Genomic DNA, 26,596 nt, shown 5'->3' with positions numbered 1-26,596 from the left:
ATAAATATTAATTATCTCTTTGTTTTGGTTAATTCCTCTTTTGAAATAAAACCATCTTTATTCGAATCTATTTGAGTAAAATCTTGTTTTAAGGGACCTTTTGCTTCAGTAATAGATATTTTTCCATCTTTATTAGCATCCATTTGCTCTATAATTTGAGCTATGCTAGGTCTTCCTCCTTCTCTCCCTCCTTGTCTTTCTCCTCTTGGCGGTCCTTGTTGTTGTGTTTCTACCTCTCCCATTACACAGCGTCCTACATATGGAAACTCATTAGTTACGAAATACATATATTTTCCATCGATGGTAGTACCATTACACTCATCTAAATCGCCATAAGTATCTACATATTCGTAATCTGAACCATAAGTACCATCATGATGACCACCTAACGATATATCCATATGTTCCATAGGATTATCGTAAGTACAATCTTCTCCTTCTCTATTACCTTCTAATAATTTATAACTTGGTTTATATTTTCCGCTTTTTGAGTAATACATTGGAAAACCATCATGTGCAAAACCTATATGAACTAGGTCTTCGCCTGTGTCAAATTTTTCAATCATAGATGTTGGTGTACCATGATAATGGTATGTTCCTGTTGGTTGTACGTGTGCATGATTAAAGTCTAAACCTAAGTCAATTACATTTTGTATTGCTTCTACTCTATAATTTTCTCCAGTTTCACAAACAACAACCTCAGCGGTTTGAGGTTCAAATTTAATACCATTAAGTGCTACACCTGGCTCTCTCATCCATTGAGATTTACCTGTATACTTAGGGTTTAATGGAAAAGTATAGCTTATATTTTGAGCAGAAATACTGTTTGGATTACCTTGATTTGGAAATACTCCAGTTTTATGATTTGGTAAAGAATTGGTTACCATAACACGATCGTTACCTGAAATTGTAACCTCTGTTTTAGTACCATAACTTTCATCTTCTAAACTATACGCTTCAAAATAATTATTTTTGTCGTGAACATTCTTTTCGTTTTCGTGTGAGTGGTAATCTACTCCGTCGTGACTATGTTTGTTTTTATGACTATTACAACTAACTAGTAGACCAATAGTAAAAACAGCTATAATTTTATAATTATTTTTCATCGTTTCGCTTAGTTTTAAAAACTTAATCTCTTTTTCTTTTTTTTGAATTATCATCTTTAGTGTTAGCATAATAGGCATCTAACTCTGCCAAATCAAGTTCGCTATCACCATTCGTATCTATTTCTGCAAAGTTTTCAGTTAAATCATGCTTTCTTTTTACTGCAATTTCTAACGCGTTCAATGAACCATCTCCGTTATCGTCGACTTCTTTTATTAACTTTTTAGGGGATACTTTTTTAGGTTTTCTTTTAGATGATCTATTCTCTAAAGAATCTTTTAATTCTTCTAAATCGATGAATGAATCTTCGTTACTATCTATTTCGTCGAAATTTTCAGAAATTTCCCCTCTTTTATCTTTGGAAGCTTCATCTTTATCTATTTTCTCATCGTTATTAGTATCTAACTTAGAAAAGATTTCTGAAGCATCAGGCTGCCCGCCTCTTTGTCCTCCACCTTTTCCACCTCTACCACCGCCACCGCCTGGACGTCCTTGTGCATATAAACCTATAGTTAATAGTAATGTGAAAATTGTAAGTGTTAGTTTATTGTTCTTCATTTTAATTTGTTTTTAATGTTTAGATGTGTAATTTTAAAATAACTTGCGCTAAACTATTACTTTTTTCTAAATACCTAATTCTACATTTAATTTAGATGCTATAGTTTTTGTTTTATCTCTTAAACTTATACTATTTGCTAATTGTATTTCTGTTTGTATTAACCTATCGACCATAGCATTTTGATAGCCTCTACTATTTAAAAGGGCGACATAATTAGATTGTGTGGAAAAAGAGTTTGCTGTTTTGAAGCCGATGTCTCGGTTAGAAACAATATCTAATAAAGAAACATGCAATTCTATTTCTGGTTTTAATCGGTTTGTTATAATGTTTTCAATTTTAGCTTCCTGACTGTTAAAATTGTCTAATTCGTTTGGGTAAGATGCTATTAAATGTTTTAATACTGCACTTTCTATAAACTCAAATTTATTTGTGCTATTTATAGAGTTTATTGCGCCATCATGTAACTGAGTTAGTTTATAGTTAAGTAAAACAATATCCTTTTTTAATTGAGTTGTTATCTCTTCTGGTTGCAAACCAACATTCCTTATTGTGTTACTAATGATTTTTACATTTTCTGAATATCTATATATTGAAGAATCCAAAATTTTTAAATTAGAATCTAACTCTTCGTTTAAACTTTGATAGATTTTATGCTCTACAATTTTATTTTTTCGTATTTCGTTTAAACTATTAATTTTCCACGCAATTAAAATACCGATAACAATTAATACAATTTCTCCAAAAGCATAAATTAAGTAGCTTTTAATTTTACCAGAAGCTATTAAAGTTCTTCTAAGTTTTCTGAAAATCTTCATTCTTTGTAGTGCTTTAAAAATGATAATAATTTACTTTTTTTTTTATAAAAAAAAGACTCTATAAATTTCACCTTACAGAGCCTTTTCACTACTAACCAACCAAAATTTTAATTTAAATAATCACTTGCAGCACTTGCTCTTGCTGAAACATGAGTATTAAGTTCGTTTACTGCATTTTGAAAATCTGAGCTATTACTTAAAAATGTATAACCTTCAATTTCAGAAATTGCATATGGCTGCACTAATGATGCATAAGTAGAATAAGTAGACTGCATTGTGCTTACATTAAATGCACCATCTACAACTTCTTGAACATAAGTATCGTATTGAGATTTATAAACCGAATCTTGATATAGATAACCAATTAAAGGCCATTCGCTCGCGTTTAATCCAGAAAAATCTAAAGGTAAAGCTCCTTCCATATTACCAGTTTCTAGAGCTTCATTATTATCCCAAGGAATCCAAGTTAGCTTACTAGTATCTGGGTTATTATATAAAAAGTAATTATGCGTCATTCTACCATAAGTATCCCAATTTTGAATCACTGTATTTACTGCTAGATATTTTAAAAACACATCAGTATCTAAAACAGCATCAAGATTTGTTCTCCAAGCCACAGGATCTGTAGTTCTAGTGTCGTCGTGTAAAATTGATAATAAGCTTTCTACATCAGAAAAATCACCTTCATCTTCGTTTGTTTTCTTTACATATTCAGATTCATTATAAGTACCTAGAGCAAAAGTTGCTGCATCTCCATCTGGCTTATATAAATTACCATTATCGTCTGAGAATTGTTCGTCTAAAACAGTATCATCCACTTCTTCAACTAAAGTATAAACTCCAAAATATTCAGGTCCATTTCCATGATCTACATAAACAGTATAAAATGCAGCATGAGAAGATACTAAACCTGCATTTCTAAACACATCTGTAGCTACTTTTTCTCGAAGCATAGAATTGTCGTTAAAATTATTTTTAAGACTTAATTTTTTAAAGCCATAGAAACGCTGGTTATCAATTTGAGGATAATCATCTTCAAACTCATCGAAATCTAATTTAAAAGACAGTTTTAAAATACCACTTTCCCAACTTGTTTTTAAACTTGAATTTCCTTTAAAACGGACACCAACTCTATACCATTCTTTTCCATTATAAAACACTTCACCTGGCACAAAAATTGGATCTTCCTCATCTAAAGTAGTTTCAACCGGACCTCCTGGCCCACCACCTCCTGGTCCTCCTGGTCCAACTGCTCCAGAACCAAACGTTCCGTAAAGATTAGTCATATCGTCCAACATACTTTGCCAACGTGTTTCTGTAATAACAATATCTAGTCTTTTTACTGCATTGTCTTCAAAGACTTCGTCAAAATTAGGGTCTGCATCTTTACTATGTGTTTCTGCTGTCCAATCTGTTGCTACAAAATCGCTATCGTCTGCCGCTTCTGCCGCTTCCTCGTCTGCCACTACAGCCGCAATATCTTCATCGCTAGCACAGGCATTAAAGGTTAATAAGGTAGCACCAAATGTTATTGCTACAATAAATAGGTTTAGGTTTCTTTTTAATCTTTTCATTCCGTTTATTTTTGGTTTATTTAACTGCTAATTAGTCTTTTCTATTTTCTTTCTCTTCTTTTTGGCTTTGGTGCTTTTTTAAATTCTTTTTCAGAAATAAAACCATCTTCATCTGTATCTATTTTAGAAAAGTCTTCTTTTAACGGACCTTTAAGCTCAGATTTCTCAAGCTTTCCATCTTCCTTTTTATCCATTTCTTTTAATAACTCGCTAAACGTAGGAGGTGTTTTTTCTTTTCTGTTTTCCGATTGTCCAAAAGAAATATTACCGACTAATACTGTTAGTCCAAAAACTAATACAGCTGTTCTAAATGTGTTGCTTTTCATAATCTAAATTTTATTTGTTATGTACTTTTAGATGCTACCTCAATAAATAACTTGTGCATGCTTTTGTTAAATAAAACACAAAAAAAAGACCTTTATAAAAATAAAGGTCTTTTAAAATCTTTCTGTAAACAGCAGCTATTCTGGTCTATTCGGTCTTCCTCCTCTTGGACCTTCTGCTCCAGGTCCATCTGGTCTACGTGCTTTTTTTATAATATTACTAAAACGTTGTTTTTGATCTGCATTACATAAATTGTAAATGCCGCGAAGTCTATTAAAAACAGCTTTTTCTTTTAGTATTTCTTTTTCTGAAATTAATATTATTAAGCTATCTATTTCATCTTGATTAACTTCTGAAGCTAAAATTTTTCCAAACAATTCATCTTTATAAACCTTAACATTATCTCCAATATTTTTCATACTGTCGTGATGATTTTTTTCGACACTTTTAAATTGCTTTAATTGTGTCTCATTTAATCCTAATGCTTTTACAATAAATTCATCATTTTCTTTTGGTCCTTTATGCTCCGGTCTTCCTAAATAATTATATAAGAAAAAACCATTCATTATTATTAATACTACAAGGAGTATATATAAAACGCTATTTTTTTTCATTGTCTTTATTATTACTTTTTATAGCTGCACATATTCTTATTACGCAACAATAGTCTTATTAATTAAAAAGAGAAGATTCTTGATCTGCTGTAATTCCATAATCTGAAGCAAAACTCGTTATTGAAGCTTCATATTTAGAACTCTTTATTTCTTTTACTGCATAAACATTAACAAAAACAACACAAACTAAAGTTGCTAATTGTAATTGGGGTGTAAACCAACTCCAAATAGATACAGATGCCGTTTTTTCTTTTTCAGCAAATAAACGTTGTATCATTTTATCCTTAAAAAAAGGAGGCGCTTTTACCGTTTCCATTGTATCAAAGACTTCTAAAGTCTTTTTAACATTATCTTGTATATTCATATTTGTATTCATTACTATATTTCTTTAGATGCAGGTTTTATAAAAAACTTGCGCTAATTACCATTTTTATAAAAATTTTCTAATAATTTTTGTAAGCTCTTTTTAGACCTAAACATTAAAGATTCTATAGAAGATAAACTCTTATTTGTAATCTCACTTATCTCCTTATAACTTTTGCCATCTATTTTATGAAGTGTAAAAACAACACGCTGTGCTTCGGGCAATTGGTTAATGGCATAAAACAAAGTTTCACTTGTCTCTTTATTTTCTAATACAACTCCAGGATGATTCATCTCTGTAAAGTATGAAGTCTTATCCATTGGTATTGCATTTCCTGTAATAGATTGCAAAAAAGCAAAACGTTTTTTAGTGTTTTTCTTTCTTATAAACTCTAAACACTTATTGGTTGTAATTCGATAAATCCAAGTAGATAATTTAGAATCACCTTTAAATTTATGTATAGAATTAAACACTTCAACAAAAACTTCTTGTGCAATATCCTCGGCATCTTCAGTATTAGGAACAAAAGAAATACAAGTAGCAAATACCTTTTGTTGAAAATCGTCCAAAAGAGTACTATAAGCTAGCTGGCTTTTATTTATTAATTGTTTTATGAATTCGGTTTCAGTCAAAAAAAAGAATTAGAAAATTATATTAATAGTATTTAGATGCAATAGAAATTAAAAACTTGCGCAAAAATATTTTTTTTTGGAAAAGATAACACTTTAGTTAAACTCTTCAACTATTAAACTTTTAACGTACCTTTGCATGCTGAATTAAACATCAAAATAACTTGATTTTTAATTGGATTAAATATTGAAAATGAGATTACACAGAAATTTATGTTTTGCTACCGTTGATGGATTATTATTAATCTTTAACGAAGGCAAGTATGCAGATAAAGTAGTACAACAACTTCTTAAACGAGATAAACGTTGGGGAAGTAGAGATCGTGGTTTTGTTGCCGAAACAACCTATGATATAGTACGTTGGAAACGTCTATACGCGGAAATTGCAGGCGTAAAAGAACCTTTTTCGCGCGATGATATTTGGCGTTTATTTGCCGTTTGGGCGACATTAAAAGGAATAAAATTACCAGATTGGACTTATTTTGAAGGTACGCCAACCAGAAAAATTAAAGGACGTTTTGATGAGCTGTCTAAAATTAGAAAAATAAAAGAGTCTTTTCCAGATTGGATGGACGAGTTAATTGTGTCTGAATTAGGCGAAAAAATTTGGAACAAAGAAGCTACTGCTCTTAACCAACAAGCCGATGTTATTTTAAGAGTAAACACACTTAAAACAACAAAAGAGCAATTAAAAACAGCTTTATTCGATTTAGACGTTGAAACTGAAGAATTAAAAGGACATCCAAGTGCATTAAAACTTGCTGAGCGCGGAAACGTGTTTACAACAGAAGCTTTTAAAAACGGATGGTTTGAAGTGCAAGACGCATCTTCTCAATTAGTTGCAGAATTTCTTGACGTAAAAGGTGGAATGAAAGTTGTAGATACTTGTGCAGGTGCAGGTGGAAAAACATTACACATTGCTGCCTTAATGGAAAACAAAGGTCAGATAATTGCAATGGATATTTATGAAAATAAATTAAAAGAATTAAAGCGTCGTGCAAAACGTGCTGGAGCTCACAACATAGAAATGAGAGTGATAGATTCTACCAAACCAATTAAAAAATTATACGATAAAGCAGATCGTGTTTTAATAGATGCACCTTGTTCTGGATTAGGAGTATTACGTAGAAATCCTGATGCAAAATGGAAAATGCAACCAGAATTTATTGAGAAAATTAAAAAAACACAACAAGAGATTTTAAACTCGTATTCTAGAATGGTAAAACCTGGAGGAAAGTTAGTATATGCTACTTGCTCTATTTTACCTTCTGAAAATAATGAACAAGTTGAAAAGTTTTTAACTTCGGATAATGGGAAAGATTTTACTTTTATTAAAGACAAAGTAATTCTATCTCACGAATCTGGTTTCGACGGATTCTATATGGCGCTTTTAGAAAAGAAGTCTTAAAATTAAAAATTAGTTAACATGAAACACTTTTACCTTACAATAACTTTTTTACTAACAACATTTGTTGCAATAGCACAGATTCCTGCTGATTATTACGACAGTGCAAATGGATTAATAGGTTTTACCTTAAAAACTGAATTAAGAGATATTACAGCTAATGGACATACTGCAAGAACTTACGATCAATTATACGATGGTTCTGGAGTTAGTGGGTCTCAAGGTTATGTAGACACGCACTCCGATGTTAATGTTTCTTCAGGAAACGTATACGAAAACGACGGAACAGTTTTAGATATGTATTCTGAAAACCCATCAGGATCAGACCCATACAACTTTTCACACAATGTAGATGAAGGTGGAAACCAAAATTCTGAAGGAGATTGTTACAATAGAGAACACATAGTTCCTCAATCCTCTTTTAACAGTGCTTTTCCAATGCAAAGTGATATACATCATGTAATACCAACAGATTGCAGAGTTAATAACTTTAGAAGTAGTTATCCTTTTGCTAATGTTGCTAATGCGACATGGACTTCTTTAAATGGATCTAAAAGAGGATCCAGTGCAGCTGCAGGATACAGCGGCGTTGTATTTGAACCTATAGATGAGTTTAAAGGAGATATTGCTAGAGCTATATTATACTTTGCTACTCGTTACGAAAATACTATAGATGGATATACAAGTTTCGAAATGTTTAATGGTAGTAACGATCAAGTATTTTTTCCTTGGGCAATCGATACATTATTAGATTGGCACAATAACGTAGATCCCGTAGATCAAAGAGAAAGAGACAGAAACAATGCTGCTTTTAATTTTCAAGGTAATGCAAATCCATTTGTAGATCATCCTGAATATGCAGATTTAATCTGGAACCCGAATCCAGATACGCAAGATCCTACAACACCAACAAATTTAGTAGCTTCCAATCCAACTGCTAGTTCTGTAGATTTAGCTTGGACAGCCTCTACAGACAATACTACAGTAACAAACTACGATATATATGTTGATGGTGCTTTTTATGTAACAACAAGCTCTAATGCAACTACATTTACGGTTACTGGCTTGAGCTCTGAAACAACTTATATATTTACCGTTTTAGCAAATGATGCTGCAGCTAACACCTCTAACTTAAGTGCTTCCGATACTGAAACTACACTTGCAGGAGGAACAACTGGATCAGACTGTGTAAACGAAAGCTTCGAAAACATTCCTGCTAATGCTGGATCATACGCCACAAGAACTTGGACAGGAGTAGATGGTATTGCAAATGGTTGGACAGCAACAGATGCAAGAACAGACCAACCATTAAATACAAGATCAATCTGTATTAGAAACGGATCTTTAACATCTCCTTCAATTAGCAATGGTATTGAAAACTTAACAGTAACTACACAATTAGCTTTTGGAGGTTCTGCAGGAACTTTTGATGTTAAAGTAAATGGAACTTCTGTAGGCTCTATTCCTTATACTGACGATAATACAACTAGTACAACTACTACTATTTCTAATATAAACATAATAGGAAACGTAACAATAGTTTTAGAGAACCTGTCTTCTTCTAATAGAGTTAGAATTGATGATTTATCATGGACTTGTTATCCTTCATTAAGCGTTGAAGAATTTTCATTAAATGCGATTAAAATCTATCCGAATCCTACTAAAGGAAACCTTTTAAATATTGATGTAAAAGAAAACACTCGTTTTGAAATCTACTCTATATTAGGTAAGAAAGTTTTAGAAGGAAACGTTACTCCTACTAACAAACAAGTAAGTGTATCTAGATTAAACAAAGGTGTTTATATACTAAAATTAGAAACTCCAAACGGAAGCATTTCAAAGAAATTAGTAAAAGGATAATCTTTAATAAATTATATAAAAAAAGCGATTCTAAACGAATCGCTTTTTTTTTTGGTTAATAACCACGTGAATAACTATAAAATTAAGTCACTTTTTTAGTTAAAAAATCTAACTAAAAAACCTAAATTTGTGTTTTTAAAAACAACTCAAACAACTATAAAATGATTCATTTCTTCGGAAACCAAAACAGTAAACTATATGCTGTTCAAGCAACAAAAGAATTATCAACTACAACCATCTCAAAATTGACATGGTTATTTGGCGACCAACCAAAAATAAATGCAGCATCTATAGACGCTTTTTTTATTGGACCACGTGCAGCCATGATAACACCTTGGAGTACCAATGCTGTAGAAATCACCCAGAATATGGGAATAGAAGGCATTATTAGAATTGAAGAATTTGAAAGCTGTAAGCAGGATTTCAAGGATTTCGATCCTATGATTTCTGAAAAATACAACAGCATAAACCAAGAGTCTTTTAAAATAGACATTAAGCCAGAAACTATACTTAATATCGAGGATATTTCGGCTTACAACAAACAAGAAGGTTTAGCTTTAAACGATGAAGAAATTGAATACCTAGAAGGTGTTTCAAAAAAAATAGGACGACCTTTAACAGATTCTGAAGTCTTTGGTTTTTCTCAAGTTAATTCTGAGCATTGTCGTCATAAAATATTCAATGGTACTTTTATTATTGATGGAGAAGAAAAACGAACATCACTTTTTAAATTAATAAAAGAGACAGCAAAACAACATCCTAACGATATTGTTTCGGCTTATAAAGATAATGTCGCTTTTATTAAAGGTCCAAAAGTGGAACAATTTGCTCCTAAAACAGCAGATAAGCCAGATTATTATACAACATCAAACTACGAATCTGTAATCTCAATAAAAGCAGAAACACACAATTTTCCAACAACAGTAGAGCCTTTTAATGGAGCTGCAACTGGAGCTGGAGGAGAAATTAGAGATAGACTTGCAGGTGGAAAAGGTTCTTTACCATTAGCAGGAACTGCTGTTTACATGACATCTTATTCTCGTTTAGAAGAAAATAGACCTTGGGAACAAAAAATGGAAGCTAGAGATTGGTTATACCAAACTCCTGTAGATATTTTAATAAAAGCTAGTAATGGTGCATCAGACTTTGGAAACAAATTCGGTCAACCATTAATTTGTGGTTCGGTATTAACTTTCGAACACGAACAAGACGCTAGAAAAATTGGTTTCGATAAAGTAATTATGCAAGCCGGTGGTATTGGTTATGGTAAAGCAGAACAAGCCTTAAAAGACACTCCAAAAACTGGTGATAAAATTGTAATTCTTGGTGGTGAAAACTACAGAATTGGAATGGGAGGAGCTGCTGTTTCTAGTGCAGACACTGGAGCTTTTAGCTCAGGAATTGAACTAAACGCTGTACAACGTTCTAATCCTGAAATGCAAAAACGTGCTGCAAATGCAGTTCGTGGCATGGTAGAAAGCGAAGAAAACTTTATTGTTTCTATTCACGATCATGGTGCAGGTGGTCACTTAAATTGTTTAAGTGAATTAGTAGAAGATACTGGTGGAAAGATAGATTTAGATAAACTACCTGTTGGAGACCCTACATTATCTGCAAAAGAAATAATTGGTAACGAATCTCAAGAACGTATGGGATTAGTAATTGCCGAAAAACATTTAGAGACTTTAAATAAAATTGCAGAACGTGAGCGTTCTCCAATATATACTGTTGGTGAAGTTACAGGAAACCACCGTTTTACTTTCGAATCTAAAACCAAAGGTGATAAACCAATGGATTTAGCTTTAGAAGATATGTTTGGTAGTTCTCCTAAAACAATAATGAATGATGTTACTGTAGATAGAAACTACGGTGGAATCTCATACAATACTGATAATTTTTATGACTATCTAGACCAAGTATTACAGTTAGAAGCTGTTGCTTGTAAAGATTGGTTAACAAATAAAGTAGACCGTTGTGTTGGTGGAAAAGTAGCAAAACAACAATGTGTTGGACCATTACAAATACCATTAAATAATGTAGGTGTTATGGCTCTAGATTATAAGGGTAAAGAAGGTATTGCAACATCTATTGGCCACTCTCCTATCTCAGGATTAATAAATCCTGTAGCAGGAAGTAGAAACAGTATTACCGAGGCTTTAACAAATATTATATGGGCTCCTTTAAAGGATGGATTACAAAGTGTATCTCTATCTGCAAATTGGATGTGGCCTTGTAAGAATGAAGGTGAAGATGCACGTTTATACGAAGCCGTAAAAGCAATTTCAGAATATGCTATAGATTTAGGTATTAATGTGCCAACTGGAAAAGATTCTCTTTCTATGAAGCAGAAATATCCTAACGAAGAGGTAATCTCTCCTGGAACAGTTATTATTTCGGCAGCAGGAAATTGTAATGAAATATCTAAAGTTGTTGAGCCTGTTTTAAAACAAGGAAAAGGAGATATTTATTATATTAATATTTCTCAAGATTCTTATGAATTAGGTGGTAGTTCGTTTGCACAAATCAATAACAAAATAGGAAACACTACTCCTAATGTTAAAAGTGCTGATTATGTAAAAACGGTATTTAATACCATTCAGAAACTAATAAAAGAAGAACAAATTGTTGCAGGACATGATGTTGCTTCAGGTGGTTTAATTACTACTCTTTTAGAATTATGTTTTGCTTATAACAATTTAGGTGCAGAATTAGACATTACAGCTATCAACGAAAAAGATGCTTTTAAAGTATTATTTGCTGAAAATACAGGTATTGTTTTCCAATCTAAAGATGCTTCAATAGAAAAAGTATTAGCAGATGCTAACATTGATTTTTTCAACATTGGAAAAGTTACAGAGAGTGATACGTTAAGCATCATTAATAACGCTGAAGTTTTTACTATGACGGTATCACGTTTACGTGATGTTTGGTATAAAACCTCTTTCTTATTAGACCAAAAGCAAACTGCTAATAATTTAGCTGAAGCACGTTATAACAATTATAAAAATCAACCATTAAAATATACGTTCCCTAAACATTTTACAGGAAAGTTACCGGCTATAGAAAATACAAGACCAAAAGCAGCGATTCTTCGTGAAAAAGGTTCAAACTCTGAACGTGAAATGGCAAATGCTATGTACTTAGCTGGTTTTGATGTTAAAGATGTACATATGACCGATTTAATTTCTGGTCGTGAAACACTTGAAGACATTCAGTTTTTAGGAGCTGTTGGAGGTTTCTCTAACTCTGATGTTTTAGGATCTGCAAAAGGTTGGGCTGGAGCTATAAAATACAACGAAAAAGCGAATAAAGTAATTAACGATTTCTTTAATCGTGAAGACACTTTATCTGTTGGTATTTGTAACGGTTGCCAATTATTTATGGAACTTGATCTTATTAATCCAGAGCACGATGTACATGGAAAAATGATTCATAACGAATCTAAAAAACATGAAAGCTCGTTTACATCAGTAGCTATTCAGAAAAACAATTCAGTAATGCTATCTACTTTAGAAGGTACTACTTTAGGTGTTTGGATTTCTCATGGTGAAGGTAAATTTAACTTACCAAAAGAAGAAAACCAATATAATATTGTTGCTAAATATGGTTATGAAGGTTACCCGAATAACCCAAATGGATCAGACTTTAACACAGCAATGCTTTGTGATACAACTGGAAGACATCTAGTAACTATGCCACATATTGAGCGCTCTACTTTTCAATGGAACTGGGCAAATTACCCAGAAGACAGAAAAGATGAAGTTTCACCTTGGTTAGAGGCTTTCGTGAATGCTAAACAATGGATTATAGCTCAGAATAAATAAAATTAAAGAAATTATATTTCTATAAAAAACGGTTTAAGAACTTATTCTTAAACCGTTTTTTTTTATCCTCTTTTGCTATAATTAGTTTAACTATATTACATCTCTTAGTCCATATTCTATAAAATTATTATTTTTTACTAACTTAATATATAACAACACATTAAAGCTTTAAATCTTTATTAAACAACAGTGATAAAAAACGGTTTAATAATACGAAAGGAATTCTAAACGTTAAAACGCAATTCCTAGATGTATATTAGTAAGAAATCTCATATTTTTGTGTAGCTATCTAATTGATAAACCACAACCAAAAAATATGATTTATAGTGCATGTGAAAGCAATAATTCATCAAATTTAATTGAAAAAATTTTTGAATTTAAAATCCCAGAATCGAATCTTCCTTTTAAAAGTAAAATACTTCCTCATGGAAATCACTCTATGACATTCACTTATAAAGGTTTACACAAAATAACAGTGGGAGAAACACTATTTACTGCTAAAGACCTTATTGTAACTGGGCAAACAAAAAAATCCTACTTATTAAATATTGATGAAGAGACAGAATGTGTTGGCATTATATTTCATCCAACGGCATTACATAAACTTTCCAAATTAGATGTTTCAACAATAAACAACAAGCATTTACCTTTAAGTGATTTTTCGAAACCACTTTACAATACATTAATGCCATTTTTTAACAAAATGCTAAGTGGAGAAGATGCTCTTAAATCTTTAGAAGAACTGTTACGGAAACAACCATTGCATATTAATAATCATACAGAAAATATAGATCTCGCATTAGATATAATTAATAAAAAAGGAGGACAAATTTCAATTAGCGATCTTTTAGAACAAATTCCTGTTTCTCAAAAAACATTAGAAACTAAGTTTAAACAAATTGTTGGTTTAACTCCAAAAAAATATGCCAGATTGTTTCGTTTTACATTATTAATGAAAAGATATAATGAGAACGAACTTAAATTTAAAGACTTAGTCCAAATTTATAATTTTCATGATGGTTCACATTTTTCTAAAGAGTTCAAATATTTTATGAATCAATCTCCAAAAGCCTATTTTGAAAATGAAAGTGAAATAATAAAAAACACTTAAAATAGTAGATATTACGATTTTTTACATAAGTAATTAATTTAATATTTTTATATTTACCTCGAACTTTATGTTAAAATTTTATTTAAATAAATGAAAGTTAAGGGATTCATTTAAAAATAGTTAGTTATTAAATAAACTTATACAATACATAAATTCATGCTATCAATCAATTAGCAAAAGGGAGCTGTTTTTAACAGCTCCTTTTTTTTGGTGTTTGAAATAAAATTAAAAATCGTTACTTTGCAAGTCTTACGAACTCCCATACAAAGCATGACAGAAATAACTCGCCTTTTCGATTTTCCATATTATCAACTAGAAAAATATAATCTAGATGCTTCTTTAGTCACTAAATACGATGGAAAATGGACACCAATGTCTACCCAAGAATATTTAGATAAAGCAAATGCAGTTAGCCGTGCTTTAATTAAAATGGGAATTCAAAAAAACGATAAAATTGCCGTTATTTCTTCTACTAATAGAACAGAATGGAATATTATGGATATTGGAGTGCTTCAAGTTGGAGCACAAAATGTTCCAATTTATCCTACTATTTCTTCAGAAGATTACGAATATGTTTTAAACCATAGTGGTGCCATTTATTGTTTTGTAAGTGACGAAGAAGTTTTGGCTAAAGTAAATAAGATAAAAGCTAACACTCTTATTAAAGAAGTGTACTCTTTTAATCAGATTGAAGGCTGCAAACATTATTCAGAATTATTCGAGATAGGTAAAGACACAAGTAATCAAGACGAATTACAAGCTCGTAAAAATGCAGTATTACCTACAGATTTAGCAACAATTATATATACCTCTGGAACAACTGGGAAACCAAAAGGAGTAATGCTATCTCACAATAATATTACAAGTAATGCACTAGATGCTTCAGATCGCTTACCTTTTAGCACAGCTAAAGAAAATAGAGTTTTAAGCTTCTTACCCATTTGTCATGTATTCGAACGTGTACTTATTTATCTATATCAATATGCAGGTGTATCTATATATTTTGCTGAAGGAATAGATAAAATTGGTGAGAATGCAAAAGAGATCAAACCTAATTTAATGAGTGTTGTTCCTAGACTTTTAGAAAAAGTCTACGATAAAATCATAGCTAAAGCTGAAGATTTATCTCCAATAAAAAAAGCATTATTCTTCTGGGCAGTAAATCTTGGAGAACATTGGGAACCATACGGAGCAAATGGAGCTTGGTATGAGTTTAAATTAAAAATTGCTAACAAACTTATTTTTAGCAAGTGGAGAGAAGCACTTGGTGGTGAACTAAATACAATGGTTTCTGGTTCTGCCGCATTACAAGTTAGACTTTCACGTGTATTCTCTGCTGCCGGCATGCAAGTTATGCAAGGTTATGGTTTAACCGAAACATCTCCTGTTATTTCAGTAGAAAGATATGCAGGCGAATATTTTAGATTAGGAACCGTAGGAAAGCCTATTAAAAATGTAGAAGTAAAAATTGCCGAAGATGGAGAAATCTTAGTTAAAGGTCCAAATGTAATGATGGGCTACTACAAAGATCCAGAAAAAACGAAAAGCGTAATGTCTGGTGATTTTTTTCATACAGGAGACAAAGGAGAAGTAGATGCAGATGGTTTCTTAAAAATTACAGGACGTAAAAAAGAAATGTTTAAAACCTCTGGTGGTAAATATGTAATTCCTACACTTCTTGAAAACGAGTTTAAACAATCACGCTTTATAGAACAAATTATGGTTGTTGGTGAAGGCGAAAAAATGCCTGCGGCAATTATTCAACCTAACTTTGAATTTATACAAGAGTGGATAGACAGAAAGCATAAAAACATTGGGAAATCTGGTGAAGACATTGCTAATTCTCAAGAAATAAAAGACCGTATACAATTAGAAATCGATACGTGTAACAAAAATTTTGGTAAATGGGAACAAATTAAACGTTTTGAACTTACTCCGAATGTTTGGTCTATAGATGGTGGACACCTTACACCTACCATGAAAATGAAACGTAAAATAATAATTGAAATCTATCAAGATCTCTACGATAAAATTTACAGAGCCTAACTCAAAATAAAAACCTTTCTTAAGTAAATTTTAAATTATTTTTTTAATTTACTATGCATGCATAATAAATTTTTACTATATTTGGATTCAGACTAAAACGAATTCAAATTTAATGAAAGATAAAACCATAGACTATTTACTGCGTACCACTTGGTTAGCAGTAAATAAAATGTATAACGAAGAAGCTGCCAAGTTCGATACAACTATGGCTACTGGTTTTACACTATTAAGCATCGATCCCGAAAACGGAACTCCTTCAACTTCTCTCGGCCCAATTATGGGAATGGAAGCTACTAGCCTATCTCGCATTCTAAAAAAGATGGAAGAGTTTGGCTTAATCGAGCGCAAACCAAACCCTGAAGATGGACGCGGTGTTTTAATTCATCTAACAGATTTTGGTAGAGAAAAAAGAGAATTCTCTCGAGATCGCGTTTTAACTTTTAACGATACTATAAAAAATCACGTATCCGAAGAAAAACTAAAACACTTTCAAGAAGTTACCGAATCAATTATCGAATTGATTTCAAACAAGAAAATATACAATCAAAAAGAATATACCTTAAAATAAAATGAGCAAACGTAGAATTAAAAAAGTTGCGATTATTGGTTCCGGTATTATGGGATCTGGTATCGCGTGTCATTTCGCCAACATTGGTGTAGATGTATTATTATTAGACATCGTACCAAGAGAACTTACAGACAAAGAGAAAGCTAAAGGATTAACTTTAGAAGACAAAGTTGTAAGAAACAGATTAGTAAATGATGCTTTAACAGCATCAATAAAATCTAAACCCGCACCACTTTACGATATTTCTTTTAAAAACCGTATCACCACTGGTAACTTAGATGATGATATCGCTAAAGTAAAAGATGTAGACTGGATTATGGAAGTCGTAGTTGAAAGACTAGACATTAAACAACAAGTTTTTGAAAAGCTTGAAAAGTATAGAACTCCAGGAACGTTAATTACTTCTAACACCTCTGGAATTCCTATTAAATTCATGAACGAAGGACGTAGTGAAGATTTCCAGAAGCATTTCTGTGGAACCCACTTTTTTAATCCTGCTCGTTATTTAAAATTATTCGAAATCATTCCTGGACCTAAAACAGATGCTTCTGTATTAGAATTCTTAAATGAATATGGTGAAAAATTCTTAGGTAAAACTTCTGTTATTGCTAAAGATACACCTGCTTTTATTGGAAATAGAGTTGGTATTTTTAGTATACAAAGTTTATTTCACGCAGTTAAAGAATTAGATTTAACGGTAGAAGAAGTAGATAAGTTATCTGGACCAGTAATTGGTCGTCCAAAATCGGCAACTTTTAGAACTGTTGATGTTGTTGGATTAGATACTCTAGTTCACGTTGCAAACGGAATAAGAGAAAACTGTCCTAAAGACGAACGTTTAGAGTTATTCGAATTACCAGATTTCATCAACACGATGATGGAGAATAAATGGTTAGGAAGTAAAACTGGACAAGGTTTCTACAAAAAACAAGTTTCTGCAGATGGTAAAAAAGAAATTTTATCTCTTGACTTAAACACATTAGAATACCGTTCTGCAAAAAGAGCAAAATTCGCCACTTTAGAATTAACAAAATCTATTGATCGCGTTGCAGACCGATTTAAAGTATTAGTAAAAGGAAAAGATAAAGCCGGAGAATTTTATAGAAAAAGTTTTTCAGCATTATTCGCTTACGTGTCAAACCGTATTCCTGAAATTACAGATGAATTATATAAAATTGACGATGCCATGAAAGCTGGTTTTGGTTGGGAACATGGACCTTTCCAAATCTGGGATGCAATTGGTGTTGAAAAAGGAATTGAAATGATGCAAGCTGAAGGTTTAAAACCTGCAGATTGGGTACACGATATGGTTGCTTCAGGAAGCGATAGCTTCTACTCTATTCAAGATGGTGCAACGTACAGTTATGATATTCCGAAGAAAATACAAGAAAAAATTCCTGGACAAGATTCATTTATCATATTAGATAATGTTAGAAAAACAACAGAAGTGTTTAAAAACTCTGGTGTTTCTGTTCAAGATTTAGGAGATGGTATTCTTAATGTAGAATTCCAATCTAAAATGAATACTATTGGTGGAGACGTTTTAGCAGGATTGAATAAAGCTATAGATATGGCTGAAAAAGATTTTGCTGGATTAGTTGTTGGTAATCAAGGTCCAAACTTCTCAGTTGGTGCAAACATAGGCATGATTTTTATGATGGCTGCCGAACAAGAATACGACGAGCTTAACGCAGCAATTAAATATTTCCAAGACACGATGATGCGTATGCGTTATTCTTCAATTCCAACAATTTCTGCTCCTCACGGAATGGCACTTGGTGGTGGTTGTGAAATTTCATTACATGCCGATAAAATTGTAGCAGCAGCAGAAACTTATATGGGACTTGTTGAGTTTGGTGTAGGTGTTATTCCTGGTGGTGGTGGTTCTAAAGAAATGGCTTTAAGAGCATCAGATACTTTTAGAAAAGGTGATGTGCAATTAAATACACTTCAAGAATACTTTTTAACTATTGGTATGGCTAAAGTATCTACTTCTGCTTACGAAGCATTCGATTTAGGTTTAATGCAAAAAGGAAAAGATATTGTTGTAGTTAATAAAGATCGCCAAATAGCAACTGCAAAAGCACATGCTAAATTAATGGCAGATGCTGGTTATACACAACCTGTAAAACGTGATGATGTTTTAGTTCTTGGTAAGCAAGCTTTAGGAATGTTTATGGTGGGTACAAATTCTATGAAAGATTCTAACTACATAAGCGAACACGACATGAAAATTGCCAATAAACTAGCTTATGTTATGGCTGGTGGTGATTTATCTGAACCAACTAAAGTTACAGAGCAATACTTATTAGACTTAGAGCGTGAAGCTTTCCTTTCGCTTTGTACAGAACGTAAAACTTTGGAAAGAATTCAGCACATGTTAACCAAAGGTAAACCTTTAAGAAACTAAGAAAAATGAAAACAGCATATATAGTAAAAGCATATAGAACCGCAGTTGGTAAAGCACCAAAAGGCGTGTTCCGTTTTAAAAGAACAGATGAATTGGCAGCAGAAACCATCAAATACATGATGAAGGAATTGCCAGGTTTAGACCCAAAGCGTATTGACGATGTTATTGTTGGTAACGCTATGCCAGAAGGTGCTCAAGGATTAAATATGGCGCGTTTAATCTCTTTAATGGGATTAGATGTTGTAGATGTTCCTGGTGTAACAGTTAATCGTTTTTGCTCTTCTGGAGTAGAAACTATTGGTATGGCAACAGCAAAAATACAGGCTGGAATGGCAGATTGTATTATTGCTGGTGGAGCAGAAAGCATGAGTAGCGTACCAATGACAGGTTTTAAACCTGAATTAAATTACGATGCGATTGTGAAAGCTGGTCACGAAGATTATTATTGGGGAATGGGAAATACTGCAGAAGCTGTTGCAAAGCAATTTAAAGTATCTCGTGAAGATCAAGATGAGTTTGCTTTTAATTCTCATATGAAAGCATTACGAGCGCAAGCCGAAAATCGTTTTCAAGATCAAATTGTACCCATTGAAGTAGAACAAACATTTATTGATGCCAACGGAAAGAAAGCAACAAAATCTTATACAGTAACTAAAGACGAAGGACCTCGTGCGGGAACTAGTAAAGAAGCTTTAGCTAAATTAAGAGCAGTATTTGCTGCAGGAGGAAGTGTTACGGCTGGTAATTCTTCTCAAATGAGTGATGGTGCGGCTTTTGTTATGGTAATGAGTGAAGACATGGTTAAAGAACTAGGTCTTGAACCAATTGCAAGAATGGTAAACTATGCTGCTGCAGGTGTTGAGCCTCGTATTATGGGTATTGGACCAGTTAAAGCTATTCCAAAAGCATTAAAACAAGCAGGTTTAAAACAAGATGATTTATCTTTAATTGAATTGAATGAAGCTTTTGCTTCTCAATCTTTAGCAGTAATCAGAGAATTAGATTTAAATCCAGATATTATTAACGTAAATGGTGGTGCTATTGCACTTGGTCACCCATTAGGATGTACAGGAGCAAAATTATCTGTGCAATTATTTGATGAAATGCGTAAGCAAAACATGCAAGGTAAATATGGAGCAGTAACTATGTGTGTAGGTACTGGTCAAGGTGCTTGCGGAGTCTTTGAATTTCTTAATTAACTAAGAATCAAAACTAAAAACGAATTAAAAAGAACAACTAGATTATAATATAATTATGGCAACAGAAGAAAAAGAATTATTAAGAGGTGGGCAATTCCTTGTAAAGGAAACAAATTGTGAAGACGTATTTACTCCTGAAGATTTTTCAGAGGAACAAAATATGATGAAAGAGGCCGTTACAGAATTTAACGATCGTGAAATCATACCACACAAACCTCGTTTTGAAGCTAAAGATTATGCATTAACTGAAGAAGTTATGCGTAAAGCAGGTGAATTAGGATTTTTAGGTGTAGCTGTTCCTGAAGCTTATGGCGGATTAGGAATGGGCTTTGTATCTACTGTTTTAACTTGCGATTATATTTCTTCTGGTACTGGTTCTTTTAGTACAGCATTTGGTGCACATACAGGTATTGGTACTATGCCAATTACATTATATGGTACAGAAGCTCAAAAGCAAAAGTATGTACCAAAATTAGCTTCTGGAGAGTGGTTTGGATCTTATTGTTTAACTGAACCTGGTGCTGGATCTGATGCCAACTCAGGAAAAACGACTGCAGTACTATCAGAAGATGGTAAATCTTACAAAATCAACGGTCAGAAAATGTGGATTTCTAACGCTGGTTTTTGTACTGTCATGATTGTTTTTGCTCGTCTTGAAGATGATAAAAACATTACAGGTTTCATTGTAGAAAATGATGCTGCAAATGGTATTACAATGGGTGAAGAAGAACACAAATTAGGTATTCGTGCTTCTTCTACACGTCAAGTATTTTTTAACGATACTGTTGTGCCAATCGAAAATATGTTAGCTGGTCGTGGTGAAGGTTTTAAAATTGCCATGAATGCGCTTAACGTTGGTCGTATTAAATTAGCTGCTGCTTGTTTAGATTCTCAAAGAAGAATTGTAACACATGGTGTAAAATATGCTATGGAACGCAAGCAATTTAAAACACCTATTGCCGATTTTGGAGCTATAAAAATGAAGCTAGCAGAAATGGCAACAAATGCTTATGCTGGTGAATCTGCAACTTATAGAGCTGCAAAAAATATTGAAGATAGAATTGCTTTACGTGAAGCTGCTGGTAATACTCACCAAGAAGCAGAACTTAAAGGTGTCGAAGAGTATGCTATTGAGTGCTCAATACTAAAAGTAGCAGTATCGGAAGATGTACAAAATTGTGCAGATGAAGGTATTCAAATTTTTGGAGGTATGGGCTTTAGTGAAGAAACTCCTATGGAATCTGCATGGAGAGATGCACGTATAGCACGTATTTATGAAGGAACTAACGAAATTAACAGAATGTTATCTGTTGGTATGCTAGTTAAAAAAGCGATGAAAGGTCATGTTGATTTATTAGGACCTGCAACAGCTGTAGCTAATGAATTAATGGGAATCCCTTCTTTTGAAACACCAGATTACTCTGAATTATTTTCAGAAGAAAAAGCAATTCTTGGAAGACTTAAAAAGGTGTTTTTAATGGTTGCAGGTGCAGCTGTTCAAAAATTTGGTCCTGAAATGGAAAAACACCAACAGTTATTAATTGCAGCTTCAGATATATTAATTGAAATCTATATGGCTGAATCTACAATTTTAAGAACTGAGAAAAATGCCAAACGTACAAGCGAAAAAGAACAAGCTGTACAAATAGCAATGTCTAAATTATACTTATATAATGCTGTTAGTATTATTGAAAACAAAGGAAAAGAAAGTATTATTTCTTTTGCTGAAGGTGATGAGCAACGCATGATGTTAATGGGACTTAAACGTTTTACAAAATATACAAACTTCCCAGATATCGTTGATTTACGTAACGAGATTGCTGAGAAAATAAAAGCAGAAGGTAAATATTGCTTCTAAAAATTAAGTTTTAATTAAATAGTGAAAAAGTCGTTTCTTTATTAGAAACGGCTTTTTTTATTAGAAACAAAACCTAAAATTTAAATTAATAGTTAAAAACCACTTCAACATGAAGTGGTTTTTTATTTTTCATTAATTTAGAAGAAAATTTAATAGTAATGAAAAATACCACCTACCTACTACTTTCCTTTATACTTTTTCCATATATATCAATACAAGCTCAAGGCTTACTACAAGAAAAAAATAACTTCACTCACCAAGACACACTTAGAGGTAGTATTACTCCAGAGCGCGAATGGTGGGATTTAACTTATTATCATTTAGATATTAAAGTTAATCCTGACAATAAAACAATTTCTGGAACAAACACAATTCAGTATACCGTTTTAAAACCAAATCAAGTTTTACAAATAGATTTACAAGAACCTTTAGAGTTAACTAAAGTTACTCAAAATGGTAAAGCATTAGAGATAAAACATGACGGAAACGCACATTTTGTAACACTTAAAGACCAACAAAATATAGGCGAAACAAATAGCGTAATTGCGCATTACCAAGGTAAACCACGTGAAGCCGTTAGAGCACCTTGGGATGGTGGTATTTCTTGGAAAAAAGACAACAACGGAAATCACTTTGTAGCCTCATCCTGTCAAGGTTTGGGTGCAAGTGTATGGTGGCCAAACAAAGACCACATGTACGACGAAGTAGACAGTATGTTAATTAGTGTAAACGTACCTAAAGGATTAACAAACGTCTCTAATGGAAGATTAAGAAGCACTGAAGAAAAAGAAAATACAACAACCTTTAATTGGTTTGTAAGTAACCCAATTAATAACTATGGTGTAAATATTAATATTGGTGACTATGCTAATTTCTCTGAAGTTTTTAAAGGAGAAAAAGGCGATTTAGATATGAATTATTATGTCCTAAAAGATAATCTTGAAAAAGCGAAAGAACATTTTAAAGATGCCCCTAAAATGATGAAAGCATTCGAACATTGGTTTGGACCTTATCCTTTTTACGAAGATAGTTTTAAATTGGTTGAAGTGCCCTATTTAGGAATGGAGCACCAAAGCTCTGTAACCTATGGTAACAAATACATGCAAGGTTATTTAGGTAGTGATTTATCTGGTACTGGTTGGGGATTAAAATTCGATTTTATAATTATTCACGAAGCTGGACACGAGTGGTTTGCTAACAATATTACCAACGTAGACATTGCAGATATGTGGATTCACGAGAGCTTTACAGCATATTCCGAAAGTTTATTTTTAGATTACTATTATGGTAAGCAAGCGTCTGCAGAGTATGTTATTGGTACAAGAAGAGGTATTCAAAACGATAGACCTTTAATTGGACATTACAACGTTAACAATGAAGGTTCTGGCGATATGTATTATAAAGGTGCAAATATGCTTCATACGTTACGTCAACTAGTTAAAGATGACGAAAAGTGGAGACAAATACTACGTACTTTAAATTCTAAATTTTATCATCAAACGGTAACAACGCAACAAATTGAAGACTGCCTAGCCGAAGAATCTGGTTTGGACTTAAAAACATTTTTTAATCAGTATTTAAGAAGCATAAAAATTCCTATTTTAGAATATAACGTTGAAGGTAAAAATCTAAATTACAAATGGACCAATACCGTTGAAGGATTTAAAATGCCAATTCAAATTGAGATTAATGGAGTGACGCAATGGATTTCTCCTACTTTAGAAAATCAAACTTTAAAATTAAACTCTAAAGATTCTAAAATAAAAGTAAACAGTAATTTTTATGTTACTGCAAAAGTGCTTTAAAAATGAATTTAGAAGAATACTATTTTAAATCTCACACCGAATGGAGAGAATGGTTACATACCAATCATGAAAGCGATGAAGGTATTTACCTCATCTTTTACAAAGTCAGTCATGAAAAAGAAAGTATGCGTTGGGAAGAAGCTGTAAAAGTAGCCCTATGCTATGGTTGGATAGACAGTACTGTTAAAAGTTTAGGCGACGGAAAACGCAGACAATACTTTTGTAAACGTAATCCTAAAAGTGTTTGGAGTGCATTAAACAAAAGACATATTAAAGCTTTATTAGCTGAAGATTTAATGCATAAAAAAGGCTTAGAAATCATAAATATTGGAAAACAAAATGGAAGTTGGACTGCCTTAGACGCTGTTGAAAAAGGAATTGTTCCAGAAGCATTGCAATTAGCATTTGATAAAAATCCAAAAGCTTTTGAAAATTACAACAACTTTGCGCCTTCATACAGAAAACATTATTTGTATTGGCTAAATCAAGCTAAACGAGAAGCTACAAAAGAGAAGAGAATTGCAGAAATTATTAAGTTTTGTGCAGCGAATATTAAATCTAGAGATATCTGGTAAGCACACAAATTTGAAAGGCTACAAATATTTTTCGACTGAATAAAAAAAACCATCAAAATGAACATTCAAAAAATAAATTTTACAAATGCCGAAGGTCAACAATTAGTTGGCAGATTAGAACTTCCTATAAATCAACATCCGCATAACTTCGCTATTTTTGCACACTGTTTTACTTGCAATAAAAACTTATCTACTGTAAAAAATATTACGCGTGAATTAACGTCTAATGGTTTTGGCGTGTTACGATTCGATTTTACAGGTTTAGGTGAAAGTGAAGGTGATTTTGAAAATACTAATTTCTCAGGAAATGTTGATGATTTAATTAGTGCTTCAAATTATTTAAAAGAAAACTATACAGCTCCTACTCTATTAATTGGACACTCTTTAGGTGGCGCTGCTGTTATTTTTGCAGCCTCTACAATAGATTCTGTTAAAGCTGTTGCTACAATTGGTGCACCTTCAAATCCAAAACACGTAGAGCATTTAATACAAAGTAGCGTTGAAGAAATTAAAACTAATGGCATTGCCAATGTAAATATTGGAGGACGCCCATTTACCATAAAAAAACAATTTTTAGACGATATAGATACAAAGTCATTACCAGACGTTGCAAAAAACTTACGTAAAGCATTATTAGTGATGCACTCACCACAAGACACTACAGTTGGAATTGAAAATGCAGAAGAGATTTATATTGCTGCTAGACATCCAAAAAGTTTTGTATCTCTTGATGGTGCCGATCATTTATTAATGAGAAAAGAAGATTCTATTTATGTTGGAAGTGTAATTGCTAGTTGGGCAAAACGCTATATTTCAACACCTAAAACAAATACTGTTTCTACAACTCACCAAGCAGTTGCTAGTTTAGATGCAGAAGATGGTTTCACCACACAAATGACGGTTGGAAATCACACCATGATGGCCGATGAACCTACAAGTTATGGTGGAAACGACTTTGGACCTTCGCCTTACGAGTTGGTTTCTGCAGGATTATCTGCTTGTACGGCCATGACAGTTCAAATGTATGTTAAACGCAAAAGTTGGGACTTACAAAATATTGAAGTACACACCTCGCATACTAAAGTAGCAAAGCAAGTTGTTGAAAATGGTGAGCAAAAAGAAATTAAAGTAGATACATTTAATAGAGATATTAAACTAAAAGGTAATTTAGACGAAAAGCAAATACAACGTATTCTTCAAATTGCAGATAAATGCCCAGTACACAAAACCTTACATAGCGATATTGACGTAGTAACTAAAATAGTTTAACTCATTGTATTTTTAATGCTACGGAAATTTAAAATTAACTAATTTTTAAGAATTCTTATTTATTAAATTCTTCAGAATAGTTGTTAATTATAATCCGTGAAAAAGAAGAACAAGAACTTAGCAAAATCCACACGCTGGTATCGTAAAACACATAGTTTCATAGCTATCTCGTTATTGCTATTTATTGTTATAATGAGTAGCACTGGTTTACTTCTAGCATGGAAAGACCAACTTGGTTTTAAGCCTTCCTCTGTAAAAGTTAAAGAAGGTACTAAATCTTTGATTTCTTTAAACGAAATAGAATACAATGCTATTAAATATATTGATAGTTTAAAGCTTTCTAATAAAATAAACAGAATAGATTATAGGCCAAGAAAAGGAATTGCTAAAGTTAGATTTGAAGAGCATTTTACCGAGTTGCAAATCAATTGTTATACAGGTGAAATTATTTCGACTAAAACAAGAGCTGCAGATTTTATAGAAATGATTCACGACGGTTCTATTGTAGATTATTTATTTAATTTAAAAACTAATCCCATTAAGTTATTCTACTCTACCATTATTGGATTTGGATTACTTTTTATCTCTTTTAGCGGTTTTCTGTTATGGCTAAAGCCGAAACAAATTAAAAAGAATAAACGTTTAATTTCTGAAAGTTCACTAAACTTATAATCATAAAAAAG

The 26,596-nt window shown here is 32.4% G+C and carries 21 protein-coding genes; 13 read left to right on the top strand and 8 right to left on the bottom strand.

The window, feature by feature from the left end; genetic code table 11:
- Nucleotides 1-11 precede the first annotated feature (11 nt).
- The 8 genes from ASC41_RS15700 to ASC41_RS15665 all read right to left on the bottom strand — a co-directional run bounded on the left by ASC41_RS15700 (nt 12) and on the right by ASC41_RS15665 (nt 5,923).
- The gene (locus ASC41_RS15700) at nt 12-1,160 is read right to left on the bottom strand and encodes a YHYH protein (RefSeq protein ID WP_241489686.1); all 1,149 of its coding nucleotides are present in this window, start codon (nt 1,158-1,160) and stop codon (nt 12-14) included.
- The gene (locus ASC41_RS15695; RefSeq protein WP_055437612.1) at nt 1,129-1,662 is read right to left on the bottom strand and encodes an EF-hand domain-containing protein; all 534 of its coding nucleotides are present in this window, start codon (nt 1,660-1,662) and stop codon (nt 1,129-1,131) included. The genes ASC41_RS15700 and ASC41_RS15695 overlap by 32 nt, the downstream gene beginning before the upstream one ends.
- Nucleotides 1,663-1,728: 66 nt before the next feature.
- Nucleotides 1,729-2,478: a hypothetical protein gene (locus tag ASC41_RS15690; protein WP_055437611.1), complete on the bottom strand. Its 750-nt coding sequence runs from the start codon at nt 2,476-2,478 to the stop codon at nt 1,729-1,731.
- A 107-nt stretch (nt 2,479-2,585) separates the two neighbouring features.
- Complete coding sequence (locus ASC41_RS15685; protein ID WP_055437610.1) at nt 2,586-4,052, bottom strand: CotH kinase family protein; 1,467 nt, start codon at nt 4,050-4,052, stop codon at nt 2,586-2,588.
- A 41-nt stretch (nt 4,053-4,093) separates the two neighbouring features.
- Entirely contained in the window at nt 4,094-4,378 is a 285-nt protein-coding gene (locus ASC41_RS15680) for an EF-hand domain-containing protein (protein WP_055437609.1), read from the bottom strand.
- 135 nt (nt 4,379-4,513) lie between these two features.
- A complete protein-coding gene (locus tag ASC41_RS15675; RefSeq protein WP_152971495.1) occupies nt 4,514-4,990 on the bottom strand; it encodes a Spy/CpxP family protein refolding chaperone in 477 nt (158 codons plus the stop codon).
- 58 nt (nt 4,991-5,048) lie between these two features.
- Complete coding sequence (locus tag ASC41_RS15670; protein ID WP_152971494.1) at nt 5,049-5,354, bottom strand: hypothetical protein; 306 nt, start codon at nt 5,352-5,354, stop codon at nt 5,049-5,051.
- 53 nt (nt 5,355-5,407) lie between these two features.
- Entirely contained in the window at nt 5,408-5,923 is a 516-nt protein-coding gene (locus ASC41_RS15665; RefSeq protein ID WP_241489685.1) for an RNA polymerase sigma factor, read from the bottom strand.
- Nucleotides 5,924-6,176: 253 nt separating this feature from the next.
- Here ASC41_RS15665 and ASC41_RS15660 point away from each other — a divergent pair, with 253 nt between their 5' ends.
- From ASC41_RS15660 to ASC41_RS15600, 13 genes are all read left to right on the top strand, one after another.
- Complete coding sequence (locus ASC41_RS15660) at nt 6,177-7,391, top strand: RsmB/NOP family class I SAM-dependent RNA methyltransferase (protein WP_055437605.1); 1,215 nt, start codon at nt 6,177-6,179, stop codon at nt 7,389-7,391.
- An 18-nt stretch (nt 7,392-7,409) separates the two neighbouring features.
- Nucleotides 7,410-9,248 carry an endonuclease gene (locus tag ASC41_RS15655; protein WP_055437604.1) on the top strand — a complete coding sequence of 613 codons (1,839 nt, stop codon included), beginning with the start codon at nt 7,410-7,412 and terminating at the stop codon, nt 9,246-9,248.
- Nucleotides 9,249-9,409: 161 nt separating this feature from the next.
- Nucleotides 9,410-13,072, top strand: coding sequence for a phosphoribosylformylglycinamidine synthase (purL, locus tag ASC41_RS15650; protein WP_055437603.1), 3,663 nt, complete (start codon nt 9,410-9,412; stop codon nt 13,070-13,072).
- A gap of 316 nt (nt 13,073-13,388) precedes the next feature.
- Nucleotides 13,389-14,183: an AraC family transcriptional regulator gene (locus tag ASC41_RS15645; protein ID WP_055437602.1), complete on the top strand. Its 795-nt coding sequence runs from the start codon at nt 13,389-13,391 to the stop codon at nt 14,181-14,183.
- A 270-nt stretch (nt 14,184-14,453) separates the two neighbouring features.
- Nucleotides 14,454-16,229: an AMP-dependent synthetase/ligase gene (locus ASC41_RS15640; protein ID WP_055437601.1), complete on the top strand. Its 1,776-nt coding sequence runs from the start codon at nt 14,454-14,456 to the stop codon at nt 16,227-16,229.
- A gap of 112 nt (nt 16,230-16,341) precedes the next feature.
- Nucleotides 16,342-16,797 (top strand): MarR family winged helix-turn-helix transcriptional regulator, encoded by a 456-nt coding sequence (locus tag ASC41_RS15635; RefSeq protein WP_055437600.1) that lies wholly within the window; start codon nt 16,342-16,344, stop codon nt 16,795-16,797.
- Between the two features lies 1 nt (nt 16,798).
- Nucleotides 16,799-19,207: a 3-hydroxyacyl-CoA dehydrogenase/enoyl-CoA hydratase family protein gene (locus ASC41_RS15630; RefSeq protein ID WP_055437599.1), complete on the top strand. Its 2,409-nt coding sequence runs from the start codon at nt 16,799-16,801 to the stop codon at nt 19,205-19,207.
- A 5-nt stretch (nt 19,208-19,212) separates the two neighbouring features.
- Nucleotides 19,213-20,406 (top strand): acetyl-CoA C-acyltransferase, encoded by a 1,194-nt coding sequence (locus tag ASC41_RS15625; protein WP_055437598.1) that lies wholly within the window; start codon nt 19,213-19,215, stop codon nt 20,404-20,406.
- A gap of 55 nt (nt 20,407-20,461) precedes the next feature.
- A complete protein-coding gene (locus ASC41_RS15620) occupies nt 20,462-22,264 on the top strand; it encodes an acyl-CoA dehydrogenase family protein (RefSeq protein ID WP_055437597.1) in 1,803 nt (600 codons plus the stop codon).
- 158 nt (nt 22,265-22,422) lie between these two features.
- Entirely contained in the window at nt 22,423-24,069 is a 1,647-nt protein-coding gene (locus ASC41_RS15615) for a M1 family metallopeptidase (protein ID WP_055437596.1), read from the top strand.
- Nucleotides 24,070-24,071: 2 nt separating this feature from the next.
- Nucleotides 24,072-24,644, top strand: coding sequence for a YdeI/OmpD-associated family protein (locus ASC41_RS15610; RefSeq protein WP_055437595.1), 573 nt, complete (start codon nt 24,072-24,074; stop codon nt 24,642-24,644).
- Nucleotides 24,645-24,701: 57 nt separating this feature from the next.
- On the top strand, nt 24,702-25,913 hold the full coding sequence (locus ASC41_RS15605) for a bifunctional alpha/beta hydrolase/OsmC family protein (RefSeq protein ID WP_055437594.1): 1,212 nt from the start codon (nt 24,702-24,704) through the stop codon (nt 25,911-25,913).
- A gap of 96 nt (nt 25,914-26,009) precedes the next feature.
- On the top strand, nt 26,010-26,585 hold the full coding sequence (locus ASC41_RS15600) for a PepSY-associated TM helix domain-containing protein (RefSeq protein WP_055437593.1): 576 nt from the start codon (nt 26,010-26,012) through the stop codon (nt 26,583-26,585).
- Nucleotides 26,586-26,596: the final 11 nt, after the last annotated feature.

Origin of the sequence: Lacinutrix algicola (assembly GCF_001418085.1) — a bacterium.
In the GTDB taxonomy this organism is placed as follows: domain Bacteria; phylum Bacteroidota; class Bacteroidia; order Flavobacteriales; family Flavobacteriaceae; genus Lacinutrix; species Lacinutrix algicola.
The sequence above is the reverse complement of the archived record's forward strand: the minus strand, read 5'-3'. Positions and strand labels throughout refer to the sequence as shown.